The organism is Pseudomonas sp. H3_C08, from assembly GCF_054669455.1.
In genome coordinates, this window is sequence record NZ_CP162803.1 from 5,369,174 (window position 1) to 5,385,672 (window position 16,499).

Genomic DNA, 16,499 nt, shown 5'->3' on the forward strand with positions numbered 1-16,499 from the left:
AGCACAAACGTGACGGCCGCCCCATCGGGGCGGCCGTTTTGTTCACGATCAGCTGTTGTTGTGGTCGACCTTGATGGTCGGGTCGCTGCCGGCAATCAGGTTGTGAATGTTGGCGCTCGACCAGTTGTTGCCTTCCAGTTTGATCGTCACGTCCGGGGTTGCCGCCGCAGCGTCGCCGGAGTTGAACTTGCCCGCCGAGCTGACTTGCAGCGACGACGTGCCGTCGACCGTAGTGATCTTCAGGAAGTTGTCGATGGTGCTGCCGGTCTCGCCCTGCAACAGATCACGCAAGTCGATGCGGTCACCTTCGCTGGCGTTGAAATCCTTGATCACGTCGTTGCCGGTGTCGCCCGCCTTCCAGACGAAGGTGTCGGCACCCGAACCACCGATGAGAATGTCATTACCCTGACCGCCAATCAGCGTGTCGTTGCCGGTGCCGCCGAGCAGGATGTCATTGCCTTTGCCGCCATCGAGCAGGTCGTTGCCGCCCGAGCCGAACAGGATGTCATTGCCCGCGCCGCCCAGCAGTGTGTCGTTGCCGTCATGCGCACCGGAGACATCGAACGCCTGATAGTGCTCGGTGATGTACTGGTGCACGTTGCTGGTGGTGACTTTGCTGACATCGACCCCGGTTTCCTTGGCAACGAACGCCTGCATCGCCTGATAACCTTCGCCGGCAATGCCGTTGAAGCTGACCAGATCGCCGAACAGGATGTCGTTGCCGTCGCCACCGCTGACGGTGTCGTTGCCCGGCAGCGTCGCTTCTGTGTGGCCGATGATCGAGTTGGCCAGATCCTTCGGATCGATGTTGGTCTGCGGCGTTTTATCCGAATCGTACGGCTTCAGATCGTTGAGGCTGACGCCGCTGTTGAGGCCGATGGCTTCGACGTTCGACAGGCCGCTGAGCAAGGTGAAGCTGCTGTTGGAGTTGGTAGTGGTGTAGTAATCGGTGCTGCTACCGCTGCCCGCCAGGCCGGAGAACTCATAGGTGCCGTCGCCCTGGGCGTGCAGCGTACCGAAGTTCTGATACGACCAATTGCCGCCCGATTTGGTCCAGACCGTCACCGAGCCGTTCGCGCTGATATCAATCTGGTGCGAGCTGTCCGGGTACAGGCTGACCGCTGTCCCCAACTTATAGTTGGTGGTGGTTATCAGGCTATCGAGGGTTTTGTTGCCGTACAGGTACGGGTTGGTCGACTCGCCGGTCTGGTAGTAGGTCGGCTGGCCGTCGGTGATGAAGTACGTGAGGTTTTTCGCCCCGGTGTTGGCCACGGCTTCCGCGCTCTGGAAGAAGTTGGCCGTGGTCTTGAACACGTCTTCATAGTTGGTGCCGCCGCCGGACGCCATCGAGTCCAGTACCGCTTTGAGCTTGGTCAGCGCGTTCGGGTCATTGAGGTTCACCGACACCGACTTGTTGACCTGGGTATCGAAGTCCACCAGGAAGATGTTCACCGTACCTGAGTTGCTGCCGCCCAGGCTCTGCTTGAGGGTGTTGAACACCGATGTCAGCGAGTCTTTGGCCGCGTTGAGCGACGACGCGGTCATGCTGCCAGAGCTGTCGACCATGAACGCGATGTTGTAGTTGGTGCCCGGCACCACGGTCAGACCACCGATGTCGGCGACCATGATGTCGTTGCCATCGGTGCCGGTGACGGTGTCATCGGCTGAGGTGGCGACAATGGCGTTGTAGACCGCCGGCACCACGGTGACCGGAATGGTCGCGGTGCTGCTGGCCGAGCCGCCGACCATCTCGGTGGAGGTCGAGGTCACGGTCAGGTTGAACTGGCCGTTGTAGTACGGCGGCGGGGTCACGGTCAGGCTGCCGAGGTTCCAGCCGGTGACGTTGGCGTCGCCGCTGCTGGCGGTGACGGTGAAGGTATGGCCCGCGCCATCGCTGAGCACCGAGCCGACTGGCGCGCCGCTGATCTTCACGCTCAGGGTTTCCGAGCCGTCGGTATCAGTCAGTGCGGTGGTGATTGCCGACAGTTTCACCGTGGTGCCTTCGGCGCCGGTGTTGAGTTTATAGCCGTCGTAATAGCCTTCGCCGTTGCTGCCGTGCAGATCGGAGACGGTCACGCCCGAATTCACCAGATCCTGCACGCCGGTGTAGATCGGTACGCCAGCGCTGCTCAGGTCGATCGGCGTGCTGCCGTTGACCGACAGGTTGACGTCGTAGCTGCCCGGGCCGCTCTGATTGTGGTGGTAGATATCCAGTGTGTAGTAGCCGCTGGTGGTCGGGGTGAACGAACCGCTGATCGCACCGCCCGCGCCCCAGGTACCCGAAGCCACGCTCTTGCCGCCAATGGTGATCAGCAGGCTGTCGTCGGCCACACCACTGAAGGAATAGGTTTTGCCGGCTTCCAGGTAGATCAGGCCCGAAGTTTTCGAGGCGGTGCCGGCGGCCACGCTGCCGTCCGACTGCACGTTAGTCACGTTGCCGCTGCTGTTCGGGGTGCCGGCGCCGTCGACCACGTTTTTCAGGGTGGTCGAGTTCGCACCGCTACCGTCGGTACCCAGACCTGACAGACCGGTCCAGACTTCTTTGATCAAACCGGTCGACTTCACGCTGTTGTCGGCCACGCTCACGGTCGGCGCATCCGCTACCGGGGTGATGTCGATCTTCACGGTGCCGGTGTTGCCCAGCAGTTGGCCGTCGGTTGGCTGGAACTTGATCTGCGCGTAATCCGCCTGATTGTTGCCCAGGCCGCTGCCGCCGTAACCGTTGACGCCCGACTCGTTGGCATCCGGCAGGAAGCGCAGCTTGCCCGCGTCGATGTCAGCCTTGCTGAAGGTCTGGTTGTTGGCGACGTCCTTCCAGGTCGAGCCGTCCAGGTACTGCAGTTTGCCTTCGCCCGGCAGTTGGGTAATTTTGATGCCGAGGCTGTTGGCCGGGCTGTCGACGTCAGTTACGCCGAAAGTCGACCAGCCGAGTACCAGCGGCGTGTCTTCGGTGCCGGTGACATTGCTCGGTGCAGCAACCGGAGCGTCGTTGACCGCCACCACGTTGACCGTGGTGGTAGCGGTGTTGGAGTAATTGCCGCCATCGGTCACGGTCACCGTGATGATACGCGGCACGGTGCTCGGGTTTTCACTGTTATTGGTGAAGCTGATGTTCTTGATGGCCTGCATGTAATCAGCCAGCGTCGCGTTGCCCGACAAGGTCAGGGTCACGGTGCCGTTGGTGCTGTTGGCATTGATGGTGATGCCGTTGACGCTGTTGCCCAGGTTCAGCGCATCGCCGTCCTGACGGTTGGTCAGGACTACAGTGGCGCCGGTGAGCATGGTGCTGTCCGGGTCGGTGATGCTGATGTCAGTGTCGGCAATCGACACACCCGCGCCCGGGGTGTTTTCGGTGAAAGTCACCTTGTAGTCGGCACCGGTGGCGCCGCTGGAGTTGTTGGCATCCAGGTCGAGCACGGGCGGCGCATCGTTGTCGATGATCGACGTGCTGACGCTGCCATTGGTGCTGCTGACCGCGAGGTTCTCGAAGTTGCCGCCGGTGGCCGAATCGATCTTGACCACGAAGTTCTCGGTGCCTTCGGTGATCTTGTCATCGATGGTCGCGACGTTGAACTGCGCGCTGCTCGCACCTGCCGGGATCTTCACGGTGTAAACGCCAGTGAAGTCCGAACCGTCGGCGGCGGTGCCGCTGTAGACGATTTTCAGGGTCACTTCGGTTTGCGCCGGGTGGTTCAGGCTGACCGTGTAGCTGGCGGTCTGGCCTTCGGTCACCGAGCTGCTGCCAGTGATGCTGACCGTGGTGGTATCGACCGTGTCGGTGACGTTGGTCACGGCTGGCGTGTTGCTGGTCACCAGATTTTCGAAGCTGCCGCCGCTGGTGCCGGTGATGGTCGCCTGCACGGTGCCGGCGTCTTTGTAGACGTCATCGGCCGGAGCCGGAACGGTCACGGTGCCAGTGGTTTTGCCGGCGTCGATGGTGATCACCGAACCGTTGCTGAGGGTCACGGTGACTGGCGAGCCAGCGGCGTTGGTCAGGGTCGCGGTGTAGGTGATCTGGCCACCTTCGGCCACGGTGCCGGTCGCGGACAGCGTCAGGTTGGTGGTGTCGACGGTGTCGGTGACGGTAGTGCTGACCGGGGTTTTGTCGGCGACCAGATTTTCGTAGTTGCCGCCCGTGACGTTGCTGATCGAGTTGGTCAGCGGGGCGTGGCCGGTCAGCGCATCGTTCGGTGCGGTGGTGGTCACGGTGCCGGTGGTTTTGCCGATGTCGATGGTGATGGTCTGACCGTTGGCCAGGGTCACCACGACCGGCGAACCGGTCACGGCTGCACCGACAGTGGCGGTGTAGACGACGTTGCCACCTTCCGCCGCAGAGCCGGTCGCAGTCAGCTTCACGGTAGTCGTGTCGATGGTGTCGGTGACGCTGGTCACGGCCGGAGCCGTGCTGGTGACGAGGTTTTCGAAGCTGCCACCGGTGGCGGTTTTGATCGTGGCCTGGACGTTGCCGGCGTCTTTGTAGACGTCATCGGCTGGCGCTGGAACGGTCACGGTGCCAGTGGTTTTGCCAGCGTCGATGGTGATCACCGAACCGTTGCTCAGGGTCACGGTGACCGGCGAACCGGCAGCATTGGTCAGGGTCGCGGTGTAAGTGATCTGGCCACCTTCGGCCACGGTGCCGGTCGCGGACAGCGACAGGTTGGTGGTGTCGACGGTGTCAGTGACGGTAGTCGAAACCGGAGTCTTGTCGGCGACGAGGTTCTCGTAGTTGCCGCCCGTGACGTTGGTGATCGAGTTGGTCAGCGGTGCGTGACCAGTCAGTGCGTCGTTTGGCGCGGTAGTGGTCGCGGTGCCAGTGGTCTGGCCGACGCCGATGGTAATGGTCTGACCGTTGGCCAGCGTTACAACCACAGGCGAACCGGTCACCGGAGCACCGACGGTCGCGGTGTAGACGACGTTGCCGCCCTCTGCCGCTGTGCTGGTAGCTGTCAGTTTCACAGTGGTGGTGTCGATGGTGTCGGTGACGCTGGTGATTGCCGGCGTGGTACTTGGCACGAGGTTTTCGAAGTTGCCACCGGTGGCGGTGCTGATGGTCGCCTGCACGGTGCCGGCATCTTTGTAGACGTCGTCAGCCGGGGCTGGAACGGTCACGGTGCCGGTGGTTTTACCGGCGTCGATGGTGATCACGGCGCCGTTGCTCAGCGTCACGGTCACTGGCGAGCCAGCGGCGTTGGTCAGGGTCGCGGTGTAAACAATCGAACCGCCTTCAGCGACCGAATTGGTAGCACTGAGCGACAGATTGGTCGTGTCGACAGTGTCGGTCACGTTGGTGCTGACTGGCGTCTTGTCGGCCACGAGATTTTCGTAGTTTCCGCCGGTCACGTTGGTGATCGAGTTGGTCAGCGGCGCATGACCGGTCAATGCATCGTTTGGCGCTGCGGTGGTCGCGGTGCCGGTGGTCTGTCCCACGCCGATGGTAATGGTCTGACCGTTGGCCAGGGTCACCACAACTGGCGAACCAGTGACCGGAGCACCAACAGTGGCGGTGTACGTGACGTTGCCACCCTCAGCTGTCGACTCTATTGCTGTCAGTTTGACAGTGGTGGTGTCGATCGTGTCGGTAACGCTGGTCACGGCCGGCGTAGTGCTAGGCACCAGATTTTCGAAGTTGCCACCGGTGGCGGTGCTGATGGTCGCCTGCACGGTGCCGGCATCTTTGTAGACGTCGTCAGCCGGGGCTGGAACGGTCACGGTGCCAGTGGTTTTACCGGCGTCGATGGTGATCACGGCGCCGTTGCTCAGTGTCACGGTGACTGGCGAACCAGCCGCATTGGTCAAGGTCGCGGTGTAAACAATCGAACCGCCTTCAGCGACCGAATTGGTCGCGCTGAGCGACAGATTGGTGGTGTCGACGGTGTCGGTCACGTTGGTGCTGACTGGCGTCTTGTCGGCCACGAGATTTTCGTAGTTTCCGCCGGTCACGTTGGTGATCGAGTTGGTCAGTGGCGCATGACCGGTCAATGCATCGTTTGGCGCAGCGGTGGTTGCGGTGCCCGTAGTCTGGCCAACACCGATGGTGATGGTTTGACCATTGGCCAAAGTCACGACAACTGGCGAGCCGGTAACCGGTGCGCCGACAGTCGCGGTGTAGACAACATTGCCGCCTTCAGCCGCCGACTCGGTGGCCGTGAGTTTGACGGTGGTGGTGTCGATCGTGTCGGTAACGCTGGTCACGGCCGGCGTAGTGCTAGGCACCAGATTTTCGAAGTTGCCACCGGTGGCGGTGCTGATGGTCGCCTGCACGGTGCCCGCATCTTTGTAGACGTCGTCGGCCGGGGCTGGAACGGTCACGGTGCCGGTGGTTTTACCGGCGTCGATGGTGATCACGGCGCCGTTGCTCAGCGTCACGGTCACTGGCGAGCCAGCGGCGTTGGTCAGGGTTGCGGTGTAAACAATCGAACCACCCTCGGCCACGGTACCGGTCGCGCTCAGCGACAGGTTGGTGGTGTCGACGGTATCGGTCACGTTGGTGCTGACTGGCGTCTTGTCGGCCACGAGATTTTCGTAGTTTCCGCCGGTCACGTCAGTGATCGCGTTGGTCAGTGGAGCATGACCAGTCAATGCATCGTTTGGCGCAGCGGTGGTTGCGGTGCCCGTAGTCTGGCCAACACCGATGGTGATGGTTTGACCATTGGCCAACGTCACGACAACTGGCGAGCCGGTAACCGGTGCGCCGACAGTCGCGGTGTAGACAACATTGCCGCCTTCAGCCGCCGACTCGGTGGCCGTCAGTTTGACGGTGGTGGTGTCGATGGTGTCGGTGACGTTGGTCACGGCCGGCGTCGTGCTCGGCACCAGGTTTTCGAAGTTGCCACCGGTAGCGGTGGAGATCGTCGCTTCAACCTTGCCGGCGTCTTTGTAGACGTCGTCGGCCGGGGCTGGAACGGTCACGGTGCCAGTGGTTTTGCCGGCGTCGATGGTGATCACGGCGCCGTTGGACAGGGTCACGGTCACTGGCGAGCCAGCCGCGTTGGTCAGCGTTGCGGTGTAAACAATCGAACCACCCTCGGCCACTGTCCCTGTGGCGCTGAGCGACAGGTTAGTGGTGTCGACGGTGTCGGTCACGGTGGTGCTGACCGGAGTTTTGTCGGCAACAAGGTTTTCGTAGTTGCCGCCGGTCACGTTGGTGATCGAGTTGGTCAGTGGCGCATGGCCGGTCAACGCATCATTTGGTGCGGTGAAGGTCACGGTGCCGGTGGTTTTGCCAACTTCGATGGTGATGTTCTGGCCGTTGGCCAGGGTCACGGTGACCGGCGAACCGGTTACTGGAGCGCCCACAGTGGCGGTGTAAGTGACGGTGCCGCCTTCAGCCACGGACGTATCGGCGGTCAGTTTGACGGTCGAGGTGTCGATGGTGTCGGTGACTTCGGTCACGGCCGGCGTCGTGCTCGGCACCAGGTTTTCGAAGTTGCCACCGGTAGCGGTGGAGATCGTCGCTTCAACCTTGCCTGCGTCTTTGTAGACGTCGTCGGCTGGCGCTGGAACGGACACGGTGCCGCTGGTTTTGCCGGCGTCGATGGTAATCACCGCGCCGTTCGACAGGGTCACGGTCACTGGCGAGCCAGCAGCGTTGGTCAATGTCGCGGTATAGATGATCGAACCGCCTTCGGCCACAGAACCGGTCGCACTGAGCGACAGGTTGGTGGTGTCGACGGTGTCGGTGACCGTGGTCGAAACCGGGGTCTTGTCGGCAACCAGATTTTCGTAGTTGCCGCCAGTGACACCCGTGATCGCGTTGGTGATCGGCGCGTGGCCGGTCAGGGCATCGTTCGGTGCGGTGAAGGTTACGGTGCCGGTGGTTTTGCCGACTTCGATAGTGATGTTCTGACCGTTGGCCAGGGTCACCACAACCGGCGAGCCTGTCACAGGCGCCCCGACTGTCGCGGTGTAAGTGACGGTGCCCCCTTCAGCGGCGGTCTCGGTCGCCGTCAGTTTCACGGTCGAGGTGTCGATGGTATCAGTCACTTCGGTGACGGCTGGAACAGTGCTCGGCACCAGGTTTTCGAAGTTGCCACCGGTAGCGGTCGAAATCGTCGCTTCGACTTTGCCGGCATCTTTGTAGACGTCATCGGCCGGAGCTGGAACGGTCACGGTGCCAGTGGTTTTGCCGGCTTCGATGGTGATTACCGCGCCGTTCGACAGGGTCACCGTGACTGGCGAGCCTGCAGCGTTGGTCAGGGTTGCGGTGTAAACAATCGAACCACCCTCGGCCACAGAACCCGTGGCGCTGAGCGACAGGTTAGTGGTGTCGACAGTGTCGGTGACATTGGTCGAAACCGGTGTCTTGTCGGCAACCAGATTTTCGAAGTTACCACCGCTCACCTCAGTGATCGCATTGGTCAGCGGCGTGTGGCCGGTCAATGCATCGTTCGGTGCGGTGGTGGTCGCGGTGCCGGTGGTCTGGCCAACACCAATGGTGATGGTCTGACCGTTAGCCAGGGTCACGACCACAGGGGAACCGGTCACTGGCGCGCCGACGGTTGCGGTGTAAGTCACGCTGCCACCCTCAGCCGCCGACTCGGTCGCGGTGAGCTTGACGGTGGTGGTGTCGATGGTATCGGTGACGTTGGTCACGGCCGGCACAGTGCTCGGCACCAGATTTTCGAAGTTACCGCCCGTTGCATCCTTGATCGTCACTTCGACCTTGCCGGCGTCTTTGTAGACGTCATCGGCAGGCGCTGGAACGGTTACGGTGCCGGTGGTTTTGCCGGCTTCGATAGTGATCACCGAACCGTTCGACAGGGTCACGGTCACCGGGGTGCCGGCCGGGTTGGTCAGCGTCGCGGTGTAAACGATCGAACCGCCTTCAGCCACCGAATCGGTCGCGGTCAGGTTCAGGTTGGTGGTGTCGGTGGTGTCCGAAACCGCGGTGTCGGCGGACTTGCCGTCGACCGCGAGTTTTTCGTAGTTGCCACCGGTAGCGCCGTCGATGGTTACGCTCAGCGAGCTGCCACCAGCCAGTGGGCTGTTCGGTGCAACGAAGTTCACCGAACCGGTGGTTTCACCGACAGCGATGGTAATGGTCTGGCCGTTGGACAGGGTCAGGACAACCGGTGAACCAGTCACTGGCGCGGTCACGGTCGCGGTGTAGACCACGGTTTCGCCTTCAGCGACGTTCGCCGTGGCGGTCAGCGACACGGTGGAGGTGTCGATGGTGTCGTTGACGGTGGTGACGGCCGGAGTAGTGCTGGTGACGAGGTTTTCGAAGTCGCCACCGGTCGCTCCCTTGATGGTCGCTTCAACGGTGCCGGCATCTTTGTAGACGTCATCTTTCGGCGCGTCGACGGTGACGGTGCCGGTGGTTTTGCCGGCGTCGATGGTGATCACAGCACCGTTCGACAGAGTCACGGTGACCGGCGAACCAGCGGCGTTGGTCAGGGTCGCGGTGTAGGTGATCTGGCCGCCTTCGTTCACCGAACCGGTCGCGGTCAGCGATAGGTTGGTGGTGTCGACGGTGTCGGTGACGGTGGTGCTGACCGGGGTTTTGTCAGCCACGAGGTTTTCGTAATTGCCGCCGGAAACGTCGGTGATCGCGTTGGTCAGTGGAGCGTGGCCAGTCAACGCATCGTTTGGCGCGGTGGTGGTCACGGTGCCGATGGTTTTACCCACTTCGATGGTGATGTTCTGACCGTTGGCCAGGGTCACCACAACCGGCGAACCGGTCACCGGTGCACCGACCGTGGCGGTGTAGGTGACGGTGCCACCTTCAGCCGCCGACTCGGTGGCGGTCAGTTTGACCGTCGAAGTGTCGATGGTGTCAGAGACGTCGGTAACGGCTGGGTTGGTGCTCGGAACGAGGTTCTCGAAGTTGCCGCCAGTGGCGTCCTTGATCGTGACTTCAACTTTGCCGGCGTCTTTATAGACGTCATCGGCGGGCGCAGCGACGGTGACGGTGCCAGTGGTTTTACCCGCCTCAATGGTGATCACGGCGCCGTTGGACAGGGTAACGGTGACTGGCGTGCCGGCCGGATTGGTCAGTGTTGCGGTGTAAACGATCGAACCGCCTTCAGCCACGGTGTCGGTCGCAGTCAGCGACAGGTTGGTGGTGTCGACAGTGTCAGTAACAGTGGTCGAAACCGGAGTCTTGTCGGCAACCAGATTCTCGTAGTTACCGCCGCTTACGTCAGTGATCGCATTGGTCAGCGGGGTGTGGCCGTTCAACGCATCGTTCGGCGCAGTGGTGGTCACGGTGCCGGTGGTTTTGCCGATTTCGATGGTGATGTTCTGGCCGTTGGCCAAGGTCACGACGACCGGCGAACCGGTGACTGGAGCGCCTACGGTGGCGGTGTAAGTAACGGTGCCACCTTCAGCCGCTGACTCGGTGGCGGTCAGTTTGACGGTGGTAGTGTCGATGGTATCAGTCACTTCGGTAACGGCTGGCGTGGTGCTCGGGACCAGGTTCTCGAAATTACCGCCAGACACATCCTTGATGGTGACTTCGACTTTGCCGGCGTCTTTGTAGACGTCATCGGCTGGCGCAGCGACAGTCACGGTGCCGGTGGTTTTACCGGCCTCGATGGTAATGACCGAGCCGTTCGACAGGTTCACAGTCACCGGCGAGCCAGCCGGGTTGGTCAGCGTCGCGGTGTAGATGATCGAACCGCCCTCGGCGACCGAGTTGGTGGCGCTGAGCGAGAGGTCAGTGGTGTCGACGGTGTCAGTGACCGTGGTCGAAACCGGGGTCTTGTCGGCCACCAGGTTTTCGTAGTTACCGCCGCTTACACCCGTGATCGAATTACCCAGCGACGCCTGACCGGTCAGTGCATCGTTCGGCGCGGTGAAGGTCACGGTGCCGGTGGTCTTGCCGACTTCGATGGTGATGTTCTGGCCGTTGGCCAAGGTGACTACAACCGGAGAACCGGTCACTGGAGCACCGACAGTGGCGGTGTAGGTGACGGTGCCACCTTCAGCGGCAGTCTCGGTGGCGGTCAGTTTGACCGTCGAGGTGTCGATGGTATCGGTTACGTCAGTGACAGCCGGAACGGTGCTTGGCACCAGGTTCTCGAAGTTGCCGCCAGTGGCGTCCTTGATCGTGACTTCGACTTTGCCGGCGTCTTTGTAGACGTCATCGACGGGCGCTGCAACGGTCACGGTGCCAGTGGTTTTGCCGGCCTCGATGGTGATCACCGAGCCGTTCGACAGGGTCACGGTAACAGGCGAACCTGCGGCATTCGTCAGGGTCGCGGTGTAAGTGATCTGGCCGCCTTCAGCCACGGTGCCCGTCGCGCTCAGGGTCAGGTTGGTGGTGTCAGTGGTGTCGGTGACCGTGGTGCTGACCGGGGTTTTGTCAGCCACCAGATCTTCGTAGTTGCCGCCGCTCACGCCTGTGATCGCGTTGGTGATCGGCGCGTGGCCAGTCAGCGCATCGTTTGGTGCAGTGGTGGTCACGGTGCCGGTGGTTTTGCCGACTTCAATGATGATGTTCTGACCATTGGCCAGAGTCACGACCACAGGCGAACCGGTGACTGGCGCGCCGACAGTGGCGGTATAGGTGACGGTGCCACCTTCAGCGGCCGTCTCGGTGGCGGTCAGTTTCACCGTCGAGGTATCAACGGTATCGGTCACGTCGGTGACGGCAGGAACGGTGCTCGGCACCAGGTTTTCGAAGTTGCCGCCAGTGGCGTCCTTGATCGTGACTTCGACTTTGCCGGCGTCTTTGTAGACGTCATCGGCGGGCGCCGGAACGGTCACTGTGCCAGTGGTTTTCCCTGCCTCGATGATGATCACCGAACCGTTCGACAGGGTTACGGTAACAGGCGAACCTGCGGCATTGCTCAGGGTCGCGGTGTAAGTGATCTGGCCGCCTTCAGCCACGGTGCCCGTCGCGCTCAGCGTCAGGTCGGTGGTGTCAGTGGTGTCGGTGACGGTGGTGCTGACGGGGGTTTTGTCGGCCACGAGGTTTTCGTAATTGCCGCCGGAAACGTCGGTGATCGCGTTGGTCAGCGGAGCCTGGCCAGTCAGTGCATCGTTTGGCGCAGTGGTGGTCACGGTGCCGCTGGTTTTGCCGACTTCAATGGTGATGTTCTGGCCGTTGGCCAGGGTCACGACCACGGGCGAGCCGGTCACCGGCGCGCCGACAGTGGCGGTATAAGTGACGGTGCCGCCTTCAGCCACCGAGGTGTCAGCTGTCAGCTTTACGGTCGACGTGTCGATGGTATCAGTCACTTCGGTAACGGCTGGCGTGGTGCTCGGGACCAGGTTCTCGAAATTACCGCCAGACACACCCTTGATGGTGACTTCGACTTTGCCGGCGTCTTTGTAAACGTCATCAGCTGGCGCCGGAACAGTCACGGTGCCAGTGGTTTTACCCGCGTCGATGGTGATCACCGAGCCGTTGCTCAGGGTCACGGTAACGGGCGTGCCGGCCGGATTGGTCAGCGTCGCGGTGTAAACGATCGAACCACCCTCGGCCACGGAACCGGTGGCGCTCAGCGACAGGTTGGTGGTGTCGGCGACATCGGTAACAGTGGTCGATACCGGGGTCTTGTCGGCAACCAGATCTTCGTAATTACCACCGGAAACACCGGTGATCGAGTTGGTCAGCGGCGCATTGCCGGTCAACGCATCGTTAGGAGCGGTGGTGGTCACGGTGCCGCTGGTTTTGCCGACTTCGATGGTGATGTTCTGACCGTTGGCCAGGGTCACGATCACTGGCGAGCCAGTCACCGGCGCGCCAACGGTCGCGGTGTAAGTGACGGTGCCGCCTTCAGCCACCGAGGTGTCAGCCGTCAGTTTCACGGTCGACGTGTCGATGGTGTCGGTCACTTCGGTCACGGCTGGAGCGGTGCTTGGCACCAGATTCTCGAAGTTGCCGCCGGAAGCGTCCTTGATGGTCACTTCAACTTTGCCGGCGTCTTTATAGACGTCATCGGCTGGCGCCGGAACGGTCACGGTGCCAGTGGTTTTGCCTGCCTCGATGGTGATCACCGAGCCATTGCTCAGGGTCACGGTGACTGGGGTGCCGGCAGGATTGGTCAGGGTCGCGGTGTAAACAATCGAACCACCTTCGGCCACGGTCCCGGTTGCCGTCAGCGACAGGTTGGTGTCGTCGATCGAGTCGGTAATGGTGGTGGTCGCTGGCGTCGTGTTCGGCACCAGATTTTCGAAGTTGCCGCCGGTAGTACCGGTGATGGTGGTGCTGACGGTGCTGCCATTGTTGTAAACGTCGTTGGCCGCAGTCGGCACGTTGACGGTGCCGGTGGTCTGGCCGGCGTCAATGGTGATGGTCGAGCCGTTCGACAGGGTGATCGTCACCGGAGTCTGCGCAGCATTGGTCAGCGTCGCGGTGTAAGTGATCTGGCCACCTTCGACGACCGTACCGGTGGCGGTAAGGCTCACGCTTGTGGTGTCGATCGAATCGGTAACGGTGGTGGTCGCAGGCGTAGTGTTCGGCACCAGGTTTTCAAAATTGCCGCCAGTGGCGCCGGTAATGGTGGTGCTGACGGTGCCGCCATTGTTGTAGACGTCATTGGCCGCCGTCGGCACGTTGACGGTGCCGGTGGTCTGTCCAGCCTCAATGGTGATGGTCGAACCGTTCGACAGGGTGACCGTTACCGGGGTTTGCGCCGGGTTGGTCAGAGTCGCGGTGTAGGTGATCTGGCCGCCTTCGACCACTGTGCCGGTGGCGGTCAGGGTCAGATTAGTGGTGTCGATCGAATCGGTGATGGTGGTCACCGCTGGCGTCGGGTTCGGCACCAGGTTTTCGAAGTTGCCGCCAGTCGCACCGGTAATCGTCGTGGTGACAGTGCTGCCGTTGTTATAGACGTCGTTGGCCGGGGTCGGCACGTTGACGGTGCCGGTGGTCTGGCCGGCGCCGATGGTGATGGTCGAGCCGTTCGACAGGGTGACGGTCACCGGGGTTTGCGCCGGGTTGGTCAGGGTCGCGGTGTAAGTGATCTGCCCGCCTTCAGTGACACTCGGCCCAGCCGTCAGGGTGACGGTGGTGGTGTCGATGGTGTCAGTGACCTGGGTCGTGGCCGGAGTGGTCGGCGTGGTCACGGTGATGCCATTGCCGCCGGTGGTGCCGGTGACGGTCACGTCGATCTGTGTCGGGTCGTTGTAAACGGTGTCGTTCGGCGCCAGCGGCACATTGACGGTGCCAGTGGTTGCGCCTGCCGGAATCACAATCACCGCGCCGTTGGACAGGGTGATGGTCAGGTCGGTCAGCGGCGCCTGGGTCAGGGTCGCGGTGTACACCAGCACGCCGCCGGCTTCGGTGATGGATGGCGTGGCGCTGAGGCTCAGGGTCGAATCACGCAAGGCGTTGGTGGTGGTGTCGGTGGTCTGGCCGCCGGTGATGTTTTGCGCGGCTTGTCCGCCAGCGTTGATGCCTGCAGTCGGGAAACCAATGGTCGGGTCAACGCGGCCAGCGGTGGCGTCGAGCATGACGAAGCTGTGACCACCACCGGCGGCACCGCCCGTGCCTGCGGCACTCGGGCCGGCAGCAGTGGCGTCCAGCGCGGTGGTCGGGTCGACACCGGCGGCGATGGCTTGCTGCAGTTCGGCTACCGACGGCGCTGCCTGCGCAGTGGCCTCGGCCAGGTCAGTGCTGGAGTCAGGCGCGTTTGCGCTCCACTGAGTCTCACGGCCCAGATCGAGGGTGCGGCCATCAGCCAACTCAAGCGACACGGCGCCGGAGAGGCCGGTGTCGATCTGGTCACCCACGAACAGGCGATCGCCTTCAACGAGTACGCGACGTACACCCTCAGGGGAGACTACAAATACCTGACCGACAATGCTTTTGACGATGGCAACAACACTGCTCATTGAAGACTCTCCGGGGTGTCACGTTCAGTTGACTTCCATAGACCTGATGGCTTTTGGCGCCGACTCAGTCTGGACGTACTTTTAAAATTTGCGAATCAAGTTTGACGCATCTAATCGTCAATAATTTGGCTATATTCTTTCGCTATTAACTTTATGCCAAACTATTGACCTTCTGGGTGCCATCCTAAACAATCGCCCCACTAATGTCACATTGATATTTCCGCGGCGACCTGTCCTTTAGCGTGTGATCCAGTTCCTGTTTTGAACTTTCCGACATACGGTCAATCTGGTTGCCATCATCCGACGCAGCGCCACGTTTTGCTGTGATTCAAGACAAGAAGTTCTGGGAAATTCCTATCATGCGTTCGCCCCTGCTTTTCGCCGTACCCTTCGCCCTCGCCGCCTCTTTTGTACAAGCACAATCCTTACCAGAAGCCATGCAGCAGGCACTGGATGTCCATCCGGAAATCCAGGCAGGGGTCAACAGTCGTTTGGCTGCGGATTATCAATTAAGAGCGGCGAAAGGGGGATACCTGCCGAAGGTCGATCTGCTCGGCGGTTATGGCCGTGAAGGCACCGACAGCGTCACCACCCGCGCCAATGGCGGCGGCAACCACTGGGAAACCCTGAACCGCAGCGAGTCAAGTTTACGTCTCTCGCAAATGGTCTTTGACGGTTTTGCGACGTCCAGCGAAGTCGGGCGTCAACAAGCCACCGTCAACTCCCGCGCCTACTCGTTGCTCGGCACTTCCGAGCGCACCGCGCTGACCGTCGCCCAGGTCTACCTGGATGTGCTGACCCGCCGCGAATTCGTGCGCTTGGCCGAGGACAACCTCAAGAGCCATCAGCGCATCTACGACCAGATCCAGTTGCGCACCCAGCGCGGCGTCGGCAGCGGTGCCGACCTCGATCAAGCCGAAGCGCGGATGGCCCAGGCTCGCAACAACCTGATCACCGAGCAAACCAATCTGGCCGACTCGGAAACCAACTTCCTCAGCGCCGTCGGCCAGATGCCTGATCAACTGGAGCGGCCGGCACCGTTCATGGCGATGATGCCGGCCAACCTCAATGAAGCGCGCCAGCAGATGCTGGAAAATAGCCCGATCCTGCGTTCGGCCGAGTCCGATATCGCCGCTGCCGAGAAACAGTACGAAACCGCCAAGTCGACCTTCTACCCGCGTTTCGACGCCGAACTGGGCCGTACCGCCGACAACGATCTCGATGGTCAGAACGGTCACAACAACGAATGGCAAGCGATGCTGCGCATGCGCTTCAACCTGTATTCCGGTGGCAGCAACAAGGCTGATCTGGAATCCAAGTCGTACCTGTCGAACCAAGCGCTGGACATCCGCAACAACGCCCTGCGCCAGTTGAACGAAGAACTCGGTCTGGCCTGGAACGCCTTGAACAACGCCAACGCGCAGGTGCCGATCGCGCAGCAATATGTCGACCACAGCACCTCGGTGCGCACCGCCTACCAGCGTCAGTTCAGCCTCGGCGAACGCACCCTGCTCGATTTGCTCGACAGCGAAAACGAGTTGTTCACCGCTTCGCGGCGTCTGGCGGAAATCAAAAACATTCAGTTATTTACTCAGTACCGAATCAAGGCGACCATGGGCGAGTTGCTCAGAAGCCAGGGAGTGGTCGCACCGTTGGCATCCGTTGTGCAGAACGACGTGAAGCCCAAGGTCCAGCTGCCTGGGATGAATTGAGTT

The 16,499-nt window shown here is 61.5% G+C and carries 2 protein-coding genes; one reads left to right on the forward strand and one right to left on the reverse strand.

Translation table 11 applies throughout. The features are described 5' to 3' along the window. Positions 1-48 precede the first annotated feature (48 nt). Positions 49-14,784 (reverse strand): LapA family giant adhesin, encoded by a 14,736-nt coding sequence (locus AB4N74_RS24595; RefSeq protein ID WP_460097466.1) that lies wholly within the window; start codon positions 14,782-14,784, stop codon positions 49-51. A gap of 359 nt (positions 14,785-15,143) precedes the next feature. Between AB4N74_RS24595 and AB4N74_RS24600 the strand changes: the two genes are divergently transcribed. After that, positions 15,144-16,496, forward strand: a complete 1,353-nt coding sequence (locus AB4N74_RS24600; RefSeq protein ID WP_093440182.1) for a TolC family outer membrane protein — start codon at positions 15,144-15,146, stop codon at positions 16,494-16,496. Positions 16,497-16,499 lie beyond the last annotated feature (3 nt).

Bases quoted from the DNA above. Each gene is read 5' to 3' on its own strand.
- AB4N74_RS24600 (WP_093440182.1), top strand. From the start codon at position 15,144: ATGCGTTCGCCCCTGCTTTTCGCCGTACCCTTCGCCCTCGCCGCCTCT.
- AB4N74_RS24595 (WP_460097466.1), bottom strand. From the start codon at position 14,784: ATGAGCAGTGTTGTTGCCATCGTCAAAAGCATTGTCGGTCAGGTATTT.